The organism is Mesorhizobium cantuariense, assembly GCF_042647205.1.
In the GTDB taxonomy this organism is placed as follows: Bacteria; Pseudomonadota; Alphaproteobacteria; order Rhizobiales; family Rhizobiaceae; genus Mesorhizobium; species Mesorhizobium cantuariense.
Genome location: NZ_JBHRVD010000001.1, coordinates 1,708,680 through 1,725,835, shown reverse-complemented (window position 1 = coordinate 1,725,835; position 17,156 = coordinate 1,708,680). Strand labels below are relative to the sequence as shown.

The 17,156-nt window shown below is 64.0% G+C and carries 13 protein-coding genes; 9 read left to right on the top strand and 4 right to left on the bottom strand.

The window, feature by feature from the left end:
• Window positions 1-6 precede the first annotated feature (6 nt).
• The 4 genes from ACFOJ9_RS07910 to ACFOJ9_RS07895 all read right to left on the bottom strand — a co-directional run bounded on the left by ACFOJ9_RS07910 (window position 7) and on the right by ACFOJ9_RS07895 (window position 5,731).
• Complete coding sequence (locus tag ACFOJ9_RS07910) at window positions 7-813, bottom strand: SDR family oxidoreductase (protein ID WP_378978280.1); 807 nt, start codon at window positions 811-813, stop codon at window positions 7-9.
• A gap of 13 nt (window positions 814-826) precedes the next feature.
• Window positions 827-2,908, bottom strand: a complete 2,082-nt coding sequence (locus ACFOJ9_RS07905; RefSeq protein WP_378978278.1) for an ABC transporter permease subunit — start codon at window positions 2,906-2,908, stop codon at window positions 827-829.
• Window positions 2,905-4,437, bottom strand: a complete 1,533-nt coding sequence (locus ACFOJ9_RS07900; protein ID WP_378978276.1) for a sugar ABC transporter ATP-binding protein — start codon at window positions 4,435-4,437, stop codon at window positions 2,905-2,907. The genes ACFOJ9_RS07905 and ACFOJ9_RS07900 overlap by 4 nt, the downstream gene beginning before the upstream one ends.
• Window positions 4,438-4,603: 166 nt before the next feature.
• Complete coding sequence (locus ACFOJ9_RS07895; protein ID WP_378978274.1) at window positions 4,604-5,731, bottom strand: sugar ABC transporter substrate-binding protein; 1,128 nt, start codon at window positions 5,729-5,731, stop codon at window positions 4,604-4,606.
• 324 nt (window positions 5,732-6,055) lie between these two features.
• Here ACFOJ9_RS07895 and ACFOJ9_RS07890 point away from each other — a divergent pair, with 324 nt between their 5' ends.
• The 9 genes from ACFOJ9_RS07890 (at window position 6,056) to ACFOJ9_RS07850 (ending at window position 17,156) form a co-directional block, all read left to right on the top strand.
• Window positions 6,056-6,736 carry a GntR family transcriptional regulator gene (locus tag ACFOJ9_RS07890; RefSeq protein WP_378978272.1) on the top strand — a complete coding sequence of 227 codons (681 nt, stop codon included), beginning with the start codon at window positions 6,056-6,058 and terminating at the stop codon, window positions 6,734-6,736.
• Between the two features lie 252 nt (window positions 6,737-6,988).
• Window positions 6,989-8,011: an ABC transporter substrate-binding protein gene (locus ACFOJ9_RS07885; protein ID WP_378978270.1), complete on the top strand. Its 1,023-nt coding sequence runs from the start codon at window positions 6,989-6,991 to the stop codon at window positions 8,009-8,011.
• A gap of 74 nt (window positions 8,012-8,085) precedes the next feature.
• Window positions 8,086-10,569: an ATP-binding cassette domain-containing protein gene (locus tag ACFOJ9_RS07880; protein ID WP_378978268.1), complete on the top strand. Its 2,484-nt coding sequence runs from the start codon at window positions 8,086-8,088 to the stop codon at window positions 10,567-10,569.
• Window positions 10,566-11,594, top strand: coding sequence for an ABC transporter permease (locus ACFOJ9_RS07875; RefSeq protein ID WP_378978266.1), 1,029 nt, complete (start codon window positions 10,566-10,568; stop codon window positions 11,592-11,594). The genes ACFOJ9_RS07880 and ACFOJ9_RS07875 overlap by 4 nt, the downstream gene beginning before the upstream one ends.
• A gap of 111 nt (window positions 11,595-11,705) precedes the next feature.
• A complete protein-coding gene (locus ACFOJ9_RS07870; RefSeq protein WP_378978264.1) occupies window positions 11,706-12,533 on the top strand; it encodes a phosphogluconate dehydrogenase C-terminal domain-containing protein in 828 nt (275 codons plus the stop codon).
• A 332-nt stretch (window positions 12,534-12,865) separates the two neighbouring features.
• Window positions 12,866-13,807, top strand: coding sequence for a D-ribose ABC transporter substrate-binding protein (locus ACFOJ9_RS07865; RefSeq protein ID WP_024502459.1), 942 nt, complete (start codon window positions 12,866-12,868; stop codon window positions 13,805-13,807).
• A gap of 94 nt (window positions 13,808-13,901) precedes the next feature.
• Entirely contained in the window at window positions 13,902-14,546 is a 645-nt protein-coding gene (locus ACFOJ9_RS07860; RefSeq protein ID WP_378978262.1) for a DUF2291 family protein, read from the top strand.
• Window positions 14,543-16,099: a sugar ABC transporter ATP-binding protein gene (locus tag ACFOJ9_RS07855; RefSeq protein WP_378978260.1), complete on the top strand. Its 1,557-nt coding sequence runs from the start codon at window positions 14,543-14,545 to the stop codon at window positions 16,097-16,099. Before ACFOJ9_RS07860 ends, ACFOJ9_RS07855 begins: the two co-directional genes overlap by 4 nt.
• The gene (locus tag ACFOJ9_RS07850; RefSeq protein ID WP_352726195.1) at window positions 16,092-17,156 is read left to right on the top strand and encodes an ABC transporter permease; all 1,065 of its coding nucleotides are present in this window, start codon (window positions 16,092-16,094) and stop codon (window positions 17,154-17,156) included. Before ACFOJ9_RS07855 ends, ACFOJ9_RS07850 begins: the two co-directional genes overlap by 8 nt.

The following is a 17,156-nucleotide window of genomic DNA, read 5'->3' as shown; positions in this document are numbered from 1 at the left end:
TGCTCCTCAAAGTGTTTCAACGTTGCCGTCGACGCCAAGAGACTGGCCGGAGATGTTGATGCCCGCATCGGAGAGCAGGAAGGCGACCATCGACGCAACATCATAGGGGCTGGTCATGCGGCGCAGCGAGATGTTCTGGAGATAGCGGCCGGTCATCTCCTCGTGGCTGATGCCGACCTGCTTGGCGCGGGCCGAGATGACACCTTCGATGCGCGGTCCCTCGATGATGCCGGGCAGGATGGCATTGACCCTGATGCCATGCGGACCGAGCTCCTTGGCGAGACTCTGCGTGAAACCGATGACGCCGAACTTGGCCGCAGAATAGGGCGTGCGGTAGGCGTAGCCATGGCGGCCGGCCGCCGACGACATCGACACGATAGAGCCGCCACCCGCCGCCTTGATCAGCGGCACGGCGCGCCGGGCGCACAGGAACTGGCCGGTCAGGCAGATGTCGATGCAGCGCCGCCAGTCGGCCGGATCGATCTCGTCGACGCCGCCGGTCGGCCCGGCGATGCCGGCATTGTTGATCAGCGCGTCGAGCCCGCCGAGTTGTTTCTCGACCGCCTCGAACAGGCGGTCGACGTCCTCGTCGCGCGAGACATCGGCCTTGACCGCGGCAACCAGATCGATCTTGCCGGGAGCAGCGGCCAGCGCGTCGTCGGAAACGTCACAGACGACGATGCGCGCGCCGAGCCGCGACAGCGTGTCGGCTATGGCAAAACCGATGCCGCCGGCGCCTGCCGTCACCAGCACGCGCTGGCCTTTCAGCCCGGTCAGAAAGTCGTCCGCCGATGCCGGCGCCCTTGTGCTCATCGTCTTGTCCTTCTCATTGCAGCCGCCGTTCGCGCAGCGCCATGACAGCGCCCAGAACGACCAGCCCGTAAAGAATTGCCCTTGTGGCGTAGGGAAGCGTGGTGCCGGCCAGCAGCATCTGTAATGCCGTCAGCAGCAATACGCCGCCGAGCATGCCGAGATAGTGGCCGCGCCCGCCGGTGATCAGCGCGCCGCCGACCACCACGACGGCGATCGACGGCAAGAGATAGTCGTCGCCCATGCCAAGGCTCGCCTGGCCGGAAAAGCCGGTCAGCATGATGCCGACAACAGCCGCGCAGACGGCCGACAGCATGTAGACCAGGATCAGCGTGCGCTCGACGCCGATGCCCGACAGGCGCGCCGCGCGCAGCCCGTTGCCGATGCCATAGACGCGTCGTCCGAACGGGGTGCGGCCGAGCAGCAGCACCGCCGCCACGACAAAGACGACCATCAGCAGCACGATCGGCGTCAGCAGGCCGGCGAGCCTGGCCGTCATGAACCAGCGCAGCATCGGCGAGGAAAACCCGGCCGGCGTTCCCTGCGAATAGAGCAGCGCGCAGCCTTGCAGGATGCCGTTGGTGGCGAGCGTCATGACTATGGGCGAGATGCCGAGATAGACGATGCCGAAACCATTGGCGAAGCCGATGGCGCAAGCCATCAACAGCACGACCGGCAGGGCGTAGACAAGCGCCGCGTCGGAGCCGTTGACCATGCCGGCCAGGATGATGCCTGAAATGCCGATCGTCCACGGCACGGAGAGGTCGAGACCGCCAGTCAGGATGACGGTTCCTTGCCCGAGCGCCAGGACGGCGAGGAAGGACGACAGCACCAGCAGGGAATTCCAGTAGCTCGGATTGAAGATGGCGCGGCCGAGCCAGATCTGCGTGACGATCACGATGAGCAGCAGGCAGACATAGGCCGGCAGCGCATAGCGCAGCGTCTCCGCATTGCGCAGATGGAAGGCCGGGCGCGGCGCTGCTTTGCCTTGGCCATGCGATGGTTCGGCGATCTTGAGTCGCCGGTCCACGGGCTCGAGTTGCGAGGGCAATATGCCGGCGCGCCAGGCGGCGAGGCGGGCGCGCGCGGCGCGCAGCTGCACGGCAAGCACCGATGCGTGCGAGATCGAGCCGGCAAGTGCCGCCAGCACCAGAATGGTGCCTTCGGCGATCGTCGAATAATAGGCCGACACATTGAGCACCAGCAGGATGTTCACCACGATCATCAGGATGTACGCGCCGAAGACAGAACCCACCGGGCCGCCCTGCCCGCCGCCGAGACGCGTGCCGCCGACAACGACCGCCGCGAACATCGACAAAAGCAGCGGATTGCCGACCAGCGGATCGCCGCTGCCGGTCTGGGCGCTGATGAACACACCGGCAAGGCCATAACAGCCGCCGGCGATGACATAGACGGCAAAGCGGACCAGCACGACATTGACGCCGACGGAAGCGGCCGACTCCGTATCGCTGCCGACCGCATAAAGTGCTGTGCCGAAGCGGGTGCCCTTCAGCCAGAACCAGGCGAGCAGGACGACAACGATCACCACCAGCGGCATCGGCAGCCAGCCGGTGATCGCGTCGCCGAGATAGAACGTGCCGAGATCGGGCGACACGAAGCCACCGGGCTTGTCCATCACCAACAGCGTCACGCCTTGCAGGATGAACATGGTGGACAGTGTCACCACGATGGGCTGCATGCGCAGCACCGCGATGAAGAAACCGTTGAAGGCACCGACGGCCATGCCGACGCCGATGCCGACGGCGGTCCACAGGATGATGTTGGCGCCTGGCGCCATCGGGTCCATGCTCGATGCCAGCACAGCATTGACCAGCGATATCACTGCGCCGGCGGACAGGTCGAAGCCGCCCGACAGGATCACGATGGTCTGACCGATCGCCGCGAGCGCAGAGGTGGCGCCGCCGCTCGACAGGAACGATACATCGAAATAGGTCAGCGGCCCGGCGCTGATCCAGTCGACGATGAAAAGCAGGATCGCAAGGACAGCGGCGGCAATCAACGCGCCGCGATTGCGCATCAGCGCGCGACGCAGACCGAAGCCGCCGAAAACAGGCGATGAGATTGCTGCGCTGCTCATGCGGCGGCTTCCCCGGCATGGCCAAGCGCCGGGCGCATGATGGCCGGCTCGGTGATGGCGTCGCCTTCGAGCTCGGCTGCGATGCGCCCGTCATAGAGAACCAGGACCCGGTCGCATTGGTGGACGAGTTCGGGAATCTCCGTCGAGTGCAGCAGGATTGAACCGCCTGAAGCCACGTAGTTTCGCATCATCACATAAAGCTCATGCTTGGTGCCGACATCGATGCCGCGGGTGGGATCGAACAACAGCAGGATGCGGCTCTGCGCCACCAGCCATTTGGCGATGGCGATCTTCTGCTGGTTGCCGCCGGAAAACGCGCCGGCCCGCGTCCACAGCGCGCGGCGGTCGACCTCGACGGTGGCGAATGCCGCCTCGACGGAGCGGGTCTCGGCTTGCGCGCCGACAAGGCCGAAGCTGGTGAAGCGCGAAATCACAGGCAGCGTGGCGTTCTGGCTGCCCGACAGTTTCAGGAACAGGCCTTCGGATTTGCGATCTTCCGGCACCAGGCCGATCGCCATGTTGGGCAGCAAGGCATCGGCGGGCGAACCGAGCCAGACCTTGCGGCCGTCGACGAGGATGTGGCCGCGAATGATTTCGGCCATGCCGAAGCAGGCCAGGAACAAATCCTGCTGGCCCATGCCCTGCAATCCGGCAACACCGAGGATCTCGCCTTTGCGCAGGTCGAAGCCGGCGCCGTCGAGCTTGCGTCCGACCTTGAGGTCGCGCACGCCCAGAACCGGCGGGCCGAAAGCCTGGGCGCTGTCGGGCTTGGGCGGGAAGGTCTGCTCTATGCTGCGGCCGATGATCTTTTCGATGACGTCGGCATCCGAGACGTCGGCAACCGGCGCGGTGACGATGTGGCGGCCGTTTCTCAGGATCGTCAGCGTCTCGCAAAAGGCGCGGACCTCGCGCATGCGGTGGGTGATGAAGACGACGGTGGTGCCCGCGGCCTTCAGTCTGGCGATGATATCGCCCAGCCAGTCAACGTCGCGGCCGGCGAGCGCCGAGGTCGGTTCGTCGAGCAGCAGGATGCGCGGCTTGCGGTAGACGGCACGCGCGATCTCGATCTTCTGGCGCACCGAAAGCTCGAGCTCGCTTACCTCGGCATCGAGATCGACGGAAAAACCGAGATCGTCGATGTGGCGGCGGACTGCCTTGCGGGCGGCGCTGCGCCGGATCAGGCCGGAGATGCCGACGGGAGCATAGGGCAGCAGCATGTTGTCGAGGACGGAGAGATCGCGCACCAGGGTCATCTCCTGGAACGCTGTCTGCACGCCCAGCGCATGGGCTGCGCGCGGTGCGCCGTAAGCGATCTCCTTGCCGAAGACACGGACATGGCCTTCGCTTGGCCGGACCAGTCCGGACAGCAGCTTGACCAGCGTCGACTTGCCGGCTCCGTTTTCACCGAGCAGTGCATGAACGCTGCTGGGCGCGATCTCGAACGACACGCTGTCCAGCGCGACGGTCGGGCCGAACGCCTTGCTGATGCCGTCAATCTCGATGGCGGGAAGCTCGGAGTGTTCTGTCATTGTCCTCGACGCCGCGCGTGGCATGGATTGACGATGCACGGACAGGACTATCCGCGCATCGTCACAATCGCCTTGGGAGGACTTAAAGCGCGTGACGCGCTTTAAGTCTTTTGTTTTTATGCATGTCGTTGTCCCAAAACCGCTAAGCACTTTTGGGCGACAGGCATTAGTTCTCCGGCTGTCCGACGAGGGCAGCGGCCAGGCCGACCTCGGGTGTCTGGTCCGAGAAGATCGAGGCGAACCAGCCGGGATTGGAGACCAGCGACGGCTTGAAGGCGTTGCAGCCGGCCTTCATCTCCGCCCATGTGCCTTCGTCGCACAGCTTGATCGTCTCATTGGTGACGAGCGGCAGCGGCAGGATGGTGGTCTTCGGCACGTCCTTGCCTTCGATCGCCTCGACGGCAAGCTTCAGCGCCAGCGCGCCAGAATAGGGTGGCGAGGCATAGGAGATGCGTTGCGCGCCCACCGGTGCATAGGGCGACGCCGCGCCTTCGACCTCTGTCCCCTCCGGCAGCATCTGGATGCGGCCGCCATTGGAGCCTTCGCCGGCGCAAGGCAGGAGTTCGCTGGTCTTCTTGCCGGCCTCGAGCTGCATCGAGTTGGCGGTGAAGCAGCCGACCTGCATCCACAGCCCGTTGATGTCGTCCCAATTGCGGGTGGCCAGGATCTTCGAAAGCTCGGTGCGGGCGACAGCCTGGCTCCACATACCGACAGCCTCGCCGACGATCTTGATGTCAGGATACTTGGCGAAGACTTCCTTGGCGGCCTTTGTCCGTTGATCGTCAACGGATGTTCCTGGAACACCCGTGATGGCGATGATGTTGCCCTTGCCGTTGAGCTTCTTGACCAGCCATTCGGCGGTCACCCTGCCCGCTTCCAGCTGGTCGATGTGGACGTTGTAGGCGCAAGGCTCGGTGATCTCAGCGTCGTAGGCAAAGACCTTCACACCCTTGTCGCAGGCATTCTTGACGACCTGGTTGAGCGCGGTCGGCGAGATCGGGTACACGACGATCGCCTCGGCGCCGCTTTGCACCATTGCGTTGATCTGCTGAATTTGGCGTTGTGCGTTAGGACCGGCGACCTGGACCTGCAGGTCGACCTTGTCGGCCAGGCTCTTGTGAGCGGCCATGGCCTTGACCATGTTGGCCGCCTCCGCCTGCCAGTCATTGCCGATGTAGCTCATGCTGAGAAAGACCTTGTGCTTCTCGGCTGCCTGCGCGGCCGACAGCCCAATAGCGCATACAGCCATGCCGGCCAGCAGCGCGAGCCGCCGGACTTTCAATCCGATACCCATGTGAAACTCCTCCCAATTCGAACGACCGAATGCCTCCCAAGGGCACGAAAACGTGCCCCTTGTCATTCGATGCCAGCGACCTTAACATGATTTGATCAAAGATCAATGATGAAATCTCCTAATATCAAAACCGGAGGTCGTGAGCGCTTGACGCGGCACCTTGAACCTTGCATTCCGGAGACAGGAGTGGTTCAGCGTTTCGAGGAAACGCTGAACCACTCCATCTCTTTGCTTTGGCGCAATTCAGGACGGAAAACCGTTTCCCACTTTTCCTGGAATTGCTCTGGCGATAGCGCCGCCCTTGGGCGGGAAGGTTGACGGGAGATGGCTGGATCGGCGTACAGAAAGCCGGGGGTCGAGATCACACCCCTGTCCAGGGAAACCCTGCAGGACAGGGTCTATCGCCATGTCACCGAACTGATCCTCGACGGCTCCATCGTGCCGGGCGAGATGGTCACGGTTCAGAGCCTTGCCGATGCTTTTGGCGTCAGCCCGATGCCGGTCAGGGAAGCGCTGCGGCGCCTGACGGCGGCCAACGCGCTGATGGTGGTTTCAGGCCGGTCGATCGGTATTCCGGCGCTCAGCCGCGCGCGCCTCATCGACCTCAGGAATGTCCGGTTCGAGATCGAGGCGATCGCGGCCGCATGGGCGGCGGAGCGCATGGACGACCAGGCCGTAGCGCAGTTGCGCCGGCATCTGGATGCGCTCGAACAGGCCAATGCCGCCGGCGACGTCAAATCCTATCTGCGCGCCAACTACGCCTTTCATTTCTCGATCTATCGGGCGGCCGGTTCGGAGAACATGCTCAACATCATCGAGAACCTTTGGCTGCAGATCAGCCCCTACTTCAACATGCTGCACGATTCGGGAAACTACTCGACCGCCAACGAACACCACCAGGAGATGTTCGCGGCATTGAAAAACCGGGACGCGGAAGCCGTCAGGGCCGCGGTCCGCGCCGACATCGACGCCGCTTTCGACGTGCTGGTCGATCTTTTGAAGTAGCGCTCGGCCCTCCCCGGTCTCCCACGGCTTCTGTCAAAAGAGCGGCTTGTAAGCCGCCGCAAAAAGCGTTCACGAATTACCATTCCATCGAGGTGGCGGCCGCAACAACAGGCGATGCACGGCAACGTCATTGCTGACGCTTGCCTATTTGGTATGCTGGTATAATATGTACCTGACATAGCGTGTCCTTGGAGGGTATGCGCTGTGCTCGAGTGGCAAGCCAAGCCGAGCGTGTTTTTGGGAGGAAATACCATGAGATTTGCAACTGTGGCGGCGCTCGCCGGCGCTGCAATGGTGAGTGTTACTGCGGTGCCGGCAATGGCATCACCGGACGCGCCGGTCATCGCGCTCGCCAACGCCTATTACGGCAACACCTGGCGGCACCAGATGGTGGAAGCTTTCGAAGCCTCTGCCAAGGAAGCCAAGGCCGCCGGGCAGATCGCCGACTATATCGTCATGAACGGCGATGGCTCGGTGGCACAGCAGAACAGCCAGATCGCCGAGCTGATCCTGAAGAAGGTCGACGTGCTCGCCGTCGATGCCGCCTCGGAAACGGCGGTCAATGGAATCATCGAAAAAGCCTGCAAAGCCGGCATCATCGTCATCTCTTTCGATTCGGTGGCCTCGGCGCCCTGCAACTACCAGCTCAATTTCGACTTCAAGGGTTACAAGGCGACCCAGGCCGAGGCCGTCTTCAAGATGCTCGGCGGCAAGGGCAACGTCCTGCAGGTGCGCGGTGTGAAGGGCTCGGCGCCCGACAACGACATGTTCAACGCGCAGCAGTCGGTGCTGGCGAAGTATCCAGACATCAAGGTTGTCGCGACCGTCTATGGCCAGGCGACCGCCTCGGTCGCGCAGGCGGCGATCGCCAATGTGCTGCCCTCGCTGCCGCATGTCGACGCCGTGCTCGGCCAGGGCGGTAGCGACGATGTCGGCATCGCGCAGGCCTTCGTACAGTATGGCGGCGACTACGCCGGCAAGATGCCGATCATCGAGGGTGGCGGCGGCACCGACTTCGTCAAATGGTGGGCCGAGGAGAACGCCAAGAACGGCTACCAGACGGTGTCCATGAACACCACACCGGGCATCGGCGGTGCTGCCTTCTGGCTCGGCCTGTCGCTGCTGAAGGGCGCCCAGGCGCCCAAGCTGATGATCATGCCGGTGGCGACGGTCGATGCCGGCAACCTCAAGGAATACGCCAAGCTGCCAGGCGGCCAGATCATCAGCCCCAGCTATTCGCTGGACTGGGTCAAGCAGAATCTGCTGAGCAAGTAACGCGACCCCAGCGCTACGGATCGGGCGGTGCCGGAGCACCGCCCGATCGTCGCTGTCGAAGAAACGGAGGACGAATGTCCCAGTCTGCCGTCGCCGATCAGGACAGGGCCGCGTTGGCGGCGCTTGCCGCCCCCGCCCAGCAAAGTGTCATTTCGCTCACCGGGATCACCAAGAGCTTTGGACCGACGCTCGCCAATGCAGGGATCGACCTCTGCGTCGGCGCCGGCGACGTGATCGGCCTGGTCGGCGGCAACGGCGCTGGCAAATCGACGCTGATGCGTATCCTGTGCGGCGCGATGTGGCCTACGCTGGGCTCGATTTCCTTCGCCGACGAACAGGTGAACTTCGCCGACTACGGCACCGCCGAGGCGCAGCAGCGCGGCATCCGCATGGTGCATCAGGAGCTTTCGCTCTGCGCCAATCTGTCGGTCGCCGAGAACTTCTTTCTGGAGACGCCCGGCGACGCTGCGAGCCGGCCCGGCTGGCGCACACTCTATCGCGCCCGCGCTCGCGCAGCGCTCGACGCTGTCTTTCCAGGCAACGGCATCGATGCCGACGCCGAAGTCGGCCACCTCTCCATCGCCGAACGGCAAATGGTGGAGATCGCGCGTGCCGCGGCAACGCCCGGCGTCAGGCTGATCGTGCTCGACGAACCAACCTCGTCGCTCGATCTCGACCGCTCGAAACAGCTGAGAGCCTTCGTGCGCGAGCGGGCAAAGGCAGGGCTTGCCTTCATCTTCATCAGCCACAAGCTGCAGGAGATCATCGACATCGCCACCGAGATCGTGGTGCTGCGCAACGGCCGCACGGCATGGCAGGGCCAGGTCGCGGACGCCTCGATCGGCAGGCTGGTGCAGCTGATGGGCGGCGATGCCAATCCGGTGCACCAGCACGCCGTCTCCACCAGCTCCGCCCAGGACGTGCTGGTGCGGCTCTCCGGCCCGCTGACGGCTGAACTCGGCCGCGACATCGAGATCGTTCGCGGCGAGATCGTCGGGCTGGCCGGCCTCGAAGGCAGCGGCCAGAAGGAGCTGCTGCATAGGATCTTCGGCCCCGACGCCAAGCAAAACGGCGCGGTCACAAGACATGCGCAGGCCAGCTTCATCGCTGGAGACCGGCAGAAGGAAGGCGTGTTCCCGCTATGGAGCGTGCTGGGAAACATCAGCATAGGCGCGCTGGCCCGCCGGCCTGTGCTGGGGCTGGTTTCCGATCGCGCTAACCGCGAGATGGCCACCGGCACCGCCGGCAAGCTGCGGCTGGACGACAGCCGCTTCCAGTCGAACATCACCGAGCTCAGCGGCGGCAATCAGCAAAAGGCGCTGGTCGCGAGGGCGCTGGTCGCCGACACGCCGATCATCCTGCTCGACGACCCGACGCGCGGCGTCGACATCGCCACCAAGCAGGATTTCTACCGGCTGTGCAACGAGATTGCGCGCAGCGGCCGCGCCCTGGTCTGGCATACGACAGAGGATGCCGAACTGCTGGCCTGCGATCGCGTGCTGGTCTTTGCCGGCGGACGCATCGTCAGGGAACTCACCGGCGACGCGATCACGGAATCGGCTGTTGTCGGCGCCTCCTTCGCCCAGCCGGCGGACAGACTCGCAACTGCCCGAGACAGGGATGCGCCAGCGACAAGGCTTGGCCGCAGGCTGGTGGATGCGGCTCCCTTCATCGGGCTTGCCGCCGTGCTGGCCGTGATGATCTCAGCCAACCCCGCCGTCGCCTCGATCTTCGGGCTCGATCTGCTGCTGATGCCGGCGCTGTCGCTGGTGCTGGTGACGGCGGCACAAATGTTCATCGTCGGCGGCAGCGAGATCGACCTTGGTGTCGGCGCCTTCGCGGGCCTCGTCAGCGTGCTCAGCGCCACGCTGCTTTACGAGCAGCCGTGGCTCGGCGCCCTGGCACTGGTGGGAGCGCTCGCCGCCTATGCCGGGCTTGGCGGCGTGATCCAGGCGCGCAAGATCCCGGCCATCGTCGTCACGCTCGGCGCCTCCTTCATCTGGGTCGGGCTGGGCTATGCACTGCAGCCGACGCCCGGCGGCGCCAGCCCGGAATGGCTGTCGGCGCTCTTCAGCTGGTCGCTCGGCTTCGTGCCCACCTCCATCATCCTCATCGCGGCCGTTGCGCTGGTCGTCTTCGTCATCGACCGGTTGCCGCTTGGCGTGGTGCTGCGCGGCTTCGGCAACAACCCGACGGCGATGATCCGTTCGGGATGGTCGCCGACGCGCTATGCGCTGGTGCGCTATCTCATCGCCGGGTTGTTTGCGGGTGCGGCCGGCCTGTCGCTGACGGCGATCAACACGGCGAGCGACATCAACTCCGGCAATTCGTTCACGCTGCTCAGCGTCGCCGCCGTGGTGATGGGCGGCTGCTCGCTGCTGGGCGGCATCATCTCGCCGGTCGGCGCCGTTGCCGGGGCGGTGACGCTGTCATTGATCGGCGCGCTGCTCGGCACGCTGAACGTCAGCAGCGATTTCAACGCCGCGACACAGGGCCTGATCCTGATCGCCCTTTTGACGCTGCGCAGCCTGACCGCCGACCGCAGGAGCGAACAATGAACGCCCTGACCGCCTTCAGCCTCTGGTTGCAGAGAAACCGCTGGATCTGGGCGGCGATCGGCGTGCTGCTTCTGTGGCTGGTGCTGTCGATCGTCACCAACCGCTTCAGCCTGTCCAGCCTGTCGGGCATCATCCTGTCGGCGTCCTTCCTGACGATCGTCGGCATCGGCCAGATGTTCGTGGTGACGACCGGGCGCGGCAACATCGACCTCTCGGTCGCCTCGGTGATCACGCTTAGCGCCTTCGTCGCGCTGCTCACCATCAAGGGCCAGGATGCCAATCTCGCCATCGGCGTTGCCGCCGCGATCCTGCTCGGCCTGGCTGTCGGTGCGCTCAATTCGCTGCTAGTCGTCGGGCTCGGCATCCCGGCCATCATCGCCACGCTGGCGGCCGGCTACGTGCTGGCCACCGCAACGCTGCTGTCGAACCGGGCGATCTCGGGATTCACCGTCAGCCCGGCACTGAAATACCTGGCATCGGGCCGCATTTCCGGCGTCCCGATCATGGCGGTCATTGCCATCCTTGGCGTGGCAGCAACCTCCCTCGTGCTGCGCTACACCGTGTTCGGCCAGCTGTTGTCGGCGGTCGGCCAGAACCGGGCCGCAGCGCGGCTCTCAGGCATCCGCAACGGGCCGGTGATCGCATCGGCCTTCATCATCTCATCGGTGCTGGCATCGCTCAACGGACTGCTGCTCGGCGCCTATATCGGTGGCGCCTTCCTCGAAATGGGCCAGCCCTACCTGTTGCAGTCGATCGCCGCGGTGGTGCTCGGCGGAACGCTGATCTTCGGCGGCTCGGCTACCGCTGTCGGCACCTTGTTCGCCAGCATCCTGCTGATCCTGATCGTCACCACCATGCAGATCATCGGCCTGCCTCCGGGCGCCCAGGACATCGTGCAGGGCATCGTCGTCATCTTCGTGCTCGCGCTTGCCGGACGACAGGCGATGACGCGGCGAGCATCGGCCGAGCCGACAGGCGGCGACGACGGCGAGGCCGCAGTGCCGGCGGGAGACCGGCAGTCATGACTTGCACCGCATTTCCCATTATCAGATTGCCAAAATCTGGTAGTGTGATTATACCAGTTGATAAGTTGACGACGGGCGATACCGTCGGCTGAGATCAGGAGTAGTGACCAGATGACAACGATTGCGCTGTTCGGTGCCGGCGGAAAAATGGGCTACCGCCTGTCGACCAATTTTCGCGGATCGCCCTACACGATACGCCATGTCGAGGTCAGCGATGCCGGCCGCGAACGGCTGAAGACCGGACTGGGTTTCGATACGGTCAGCGCCGACGAGGCGCTCAAGGGCGCCGATGTGGTGATCCTGGCCGTTCCGGACACGCATATCGGCAAGGTGGCGACCAGCATCGAGAGCAAGCTGGTATCAGGCACTATGGTGGTGGTGCTCGACGCGGCGGCACCCTTCGCCGGCCATCTGCCGAAACGGCCGGACCTCACCTATTTCGTCACCCATCCCTGCCATCCGCCGATCTTCAATGACGAGACGGACATGGCGGCCAAGAAGGACTATTTCGGCGGCGTCAAGGCCAAGCAGCATATGGTCAGCGCCTTGATGCAGGGACCGGAAGAGGATTACGCCAAGGGCGAGGCCATCGCGAAAATCATCTGGGCGCCGGTCATGCGCTCGCACCGCGTCACCGTCGACCAGATGGCGCTGCTGGAGCCTGGCCTTTCGGAGACCGTGTGCGCCTCGCTGCTGGTGGTCATGAAGGAAGCTGTCGACGAGGTCGTGGCACGCGGCGTCGATCAGCAGGCGGCGCTCGACTTCCTGCTCGGCCATATGAACGTGCTCGGCGCCGTCATCTTTGGCGAGACCAAGGGCGTTTTCTCGGACGCCTGCAACAAGGCGATCGAATTCGGCAAGCCGGTGCTGATGCGTGACGACTGGAAACGCGTGTTCGAGCCGGAAGAGATCGCCGCCAGCATTCAGCGCATCACCTGAAAGAGGACAGGCGCTTGCCGCAGCGCCTCGATGCGTCGGCGTACCGTTGCCGACGCTCGATTTTCACCACTCATCAGGTACATATCACCTGAATTTGTGGTTGACTCATCATACCAGTTGGCTTAGCTGTTCATGGCTCGGATCGACAGGGTTTCGCAGGGAGTTCGAAGCCTGGGCGATTGGGGGATGGCTGGGGAGCAACGATCCGTGGAGGGGAAGCCGGCAAACGGCTCTTTAGCCCGAAAGCGATCCACCGCCCGCGCCGCCTGACGAATTCGCATGCCGACAGAGGCCTTGGTTGACCAAGGCAATTTTTCAAACGGGAGGACTTCATGAAACTCACACGCAGAATGACGCTTGCGGCTTTCGCCGGCATGCTGGCGCTTGGCACGGCCGTTCCCGCCTACGCGGCGGATCTCATCGCCATCATCACGCCCTCGCACGACAATCCGTTCTTCAAGGCGGAAGCCGTCGGCGCCGAAGCCAAGGCCAAAGAACTCGGGTACGAGGCGCTGGTGCTCGTCCATGACGACGACGCCAACAAGCAGTCCGAGCTGATCGACACTGCGATCGGCCGCGGCGCCAAGGCGATCATCCTCGACAATGCAGGCGCCGACGCCACCGTCGCCGCCGTGCAGAAGGCCAAGGACGCAGGCATTCCGTCCTTCCTGATCGACCGCGAGATCAACGCCACCGGCGTCGCCGTGGCGCAGATCGTTTCCAACAACTACCAGGGCGCCCAGCTCGGCGCGCAGGAATTCGTCAAGCTGATGGGCGAGAAGGGCAATTTCGTCGAGCTGGTCGGCAAGGAATCCGACACCAATGCCGGGATTCGCTCCAAGGGTTATCACGACGTCATCGACGACTATCCGGACCTGAAGATGGTCGCGCAACAGTCGGCCAACTGGAGCCAGACGGAAGCCTATTCCAAGATGGAATCGATCCTGCAGGCCAACCCCGACATCAAGGGCGTCATCTCCGGCAACGATACGATGGCGATGGGCGCCTATGCAGCACTTGCCGCCGCGAACCGCAAGGATGTCATCGTCGTCGGCTTCGACGGATCGAATGACGTACGCGACTCCATCACCTCGGGCGGCATCAAGGCAACCGTGCTGCAGCCCGCCTTCGCGCAGGCGCAGATGGCGGTCGAGCAGGCCAACGACTTCATCAAGAACAAGAAGTCGCCGGCCAAGGAAAAGCAGCTGATGGACTGCGTTCTGGTCAATGGCGACAATGCCGCCAAGCTGGAGACCTTCGCGCTGACGAACTGAGTCCGCGCGAGATGAATAGCGAGGGGCGAATCCCAGGGTCGCCCCTCGCCGCCATTTTCCGTGGGCCGCCCACGATGCTGAACAACAGGCCGCCATGCTGAACACCAAGCCGAACTGGCCGATCCTTGCCGTGATGGCCGGCATCAGCCTGACCGCCTGCAAGATCCTGCCGACGAAATCGGCAGACGCTGGCAATGCTCCCGCCTTCAAACCGGACAAGATGGTCGAAGAGATCTGGGCGGCAAAGGTCGTGCCCTATCTCCAGCAGAAAGCCGGACCGTTTCCAGAGGTTCACACCCTGGCAACAACCGATGCGGCCGCTGCCGGCGCCAAATATGGCAATCCGAACAAACAGGCGAACTCGCCGTGGACCTTCGCGGTTCACCTGGAAGGCAAGATCGTTGCGGCGAACACGCAGTCCCGCGCGGCGACGGTCGATGTCGATGTCGACGGCGACGGCAAGGCCGATGCGCGGGTGCAGATCGGACCGGCGGTGCGCGGCACCGCGCTGCGCGACAGCCTGGACTTCATCCAGTTCAACGACTTCACCAACCAGATCGACTTCGCCCAGTTCGGCAAGGCGTTCAACGCGTATGCCGACAAGACGGTGCTGTCCAAACTGCCGCGCGATGCGCTGGAAGGCCGCAGCGCCAAGGTGCTGGGCGCCTATACGCTGGGCAGTGGCCAGGACCTGCCGCTGGTGACGCCAGCGGAGGCAGAGATCGGGCCGAAGCCATGAGCGCGACCGCAGAGCGCGAAATCATCCTGAAGCTCGAGGATGTCTCCAAGGTCTATTCCGGCACCGTTGCGGTCAAGCGCGCCAATTTCGAGGTGCGCAAGGGCGCGGTCAACGTGCTGGTCGGCGAAAACGGCGCCGGCAAATCGACCCTGATGAAGATCATCGCCGGTGTCGAACGACCGACAGCCGGCCGCATCCTGCTGGAGGGCGAAGAGGTTTCCTTCGCGTCATCCGCGGATGCGGTGAGCCGTGGCATCGGCATGGTGTTCCAGGAGCTGAACCTGTTCGGCAACATGAGCGTCGCCGAGAACATTTTCGCCACCCGGGAGATCACCAACCGCTTTGGCAAGATCGACCGCAAAGAACAAGAAAACCGCGCGGCGGAATTTCTGGAACGCCTGCAAGCAGGCATCCGGCCCGACATGCTGGTCGAGGATCTGCGCATCGGCCAGCAGCAGCTGGTGGAGATCGCCAAGGCGGTTTCGCTCGACGCGCGCATCCTGATCATGGACGAACCGACCTCGGCGCTGAGCACGGCGGAAGTCGAGATCCTTTTCAAGGTGATTGCCGACCTCAAGGCGCGCGGCGTGGCCATCGTCTACATCTCGCACCGGCTCGAGGAACTGATCCGCATTGGCGACTACATCACCGTGCTGCGCGACGGCCGCATAACCGGCCAGGAAGAGATGAAGAACGTCGACACGCAGTGGATCGTTCGTCAGATGATCGGCTCCGACGCCAAGGACTTCGCCAAGGCCGACGGCCATCTTCCGGGCGAAGAGATCTTCCGCGCCGAGGACATCTGCCTGCCGCGCGCCACTGGCGGGCTTGCCGTCGACCATGTCTCGCTGTCGCTGCGCGCCGGCGAGATCCTCGGCATATACGGCCTGATGGGCGCCGGCCGCAGCGAGTTGTTCGATTGCATCATGGGCCGCCACGGCCATTCGACGGGCGCGATCTTCATTGGCGGCAAACAGGTCAAGGAGCGCGACACGACGCGGCGCATCCGGCGCGGGCTGGCACTGATCCCCGAAGACCGCCAGCGCGAAGGGCTGGTGTCGATCCTCTCGGTCGCAAGCAACCTGACGCTGGCCAGCCTGTCGCGATTTGCCCGCCTGTTCCATATCCGTGGCGCCGACGAAAGGCAGGCGGTGACGCAGATGGTGCGGGAACTGGCGATCAAGGTTGCCGACCCGGCGCAGGAAGTGTCGTCGCTGTCGGGCGGCAACCAGCAGAAGGTGGTGATCGGCAAGGCGCTGCTCACCGAACCCAAGGTGCTGTTGATGGACGAGCCCAGCCGAGGCATCGATGTCGGCGCCAAGGCAGACGTCTTCCGCACCATGCGCAAACTGTCTCGCGACGGATTGGGGATTTTGTTCGCCACCTCGGATCTCGATGAGGTGATGGCGCTGTCCGACCGCATCGCGGTGATGAGCAACGGAAAACTGACCGGCATGTTCGATCGCGCCGAGGCGACAGAGGCGGCACTCGTCGCCGCCTCGGCGCTTGGCCACGGACCGGTCCCACACACGGAGAGCACCGCCCATGACTGACATTCCAGCCAAGGCGGCCGCTCCCTCCGCTTCCAGCGGCTCGGTGCTGCTGACACTGATGAAGCTCAGGACCTTCATCGCGCTTATCGCCGTCCTGATCTTCTTCTCGATCGCGGCGCCGAATTTCCTGTCGACCGCCAATTTGATCCTGATGTCGAAGCACGTGGCGCTGAACGCGTTCCTGGCGATGGGCATGACCTTCGTCATCATCACCGGCGGCATCGACCTTTCGGTCGGCTCGATCGTCGGCCTGTGCGGCATGGTGGCCGGCTATCTCGTGCTCAACGGCATCGACCTGCAGATCGGCTACACCATCTATTTCAACGTCTTCGAGATCGCGCTGATCACGCTGGCGGTCGGCATCCTGATCGGCGCCGTCAACGGATTGCTGATCACCAAGCTGAACGTCGCGCCGTTCATCGCCACGCTCGGCGTGCTCTATGTCGCGCGCGGCCTGGCGCTGCTGTCGTCGGACGGCCGCACCTTCCCCAACCTCGTCGGCAAGCCGGAACTCGGCACCACCGGCTTCGGTTTCCTCGGTGCCGGCCGGCTGCTCGGCCTGCCGGTGGCGATCTGGATCCTGATCGTCGTTGCCCTGGGAGCCGCCTATCTCGCCAAATACACGCCGCTTGGCCGCCACATCTTCGCCGTCGGCGGCAATGAGCGAGCGTCGCGGATTTCGGGCGTCCGTGTCAACATGGTGAAGATGTTCGTCTATATGTTCTCCGGTTTCTGCGCGGCGATCGTCGGCCTGATCATCTCGTCCGAGCTGATGGCCTCGCATCCGGCGACGGGCGAAAGTTTCGAGCTCAACGCCATTGCGGCGGCAGTGCTCGGTGGCACCTCGATGTCGGGCGGCCGCGGCACGATCGGCGGCACCATCGTCGGCGCCTTCGTCATCGGCATTCTTTCGGACGGGTTGGTGATGATGGGTGTGAGTTCGTTCTGGCAAATGGTGATCAAGGGGCTCGTCATCATCGTCGCCGTCGTCGTCGACCAGGCGCAGCGCCGGCTGCAAAGCCGTGTGACGCTGATGCAGATGGCAAAGGCAGGCTGA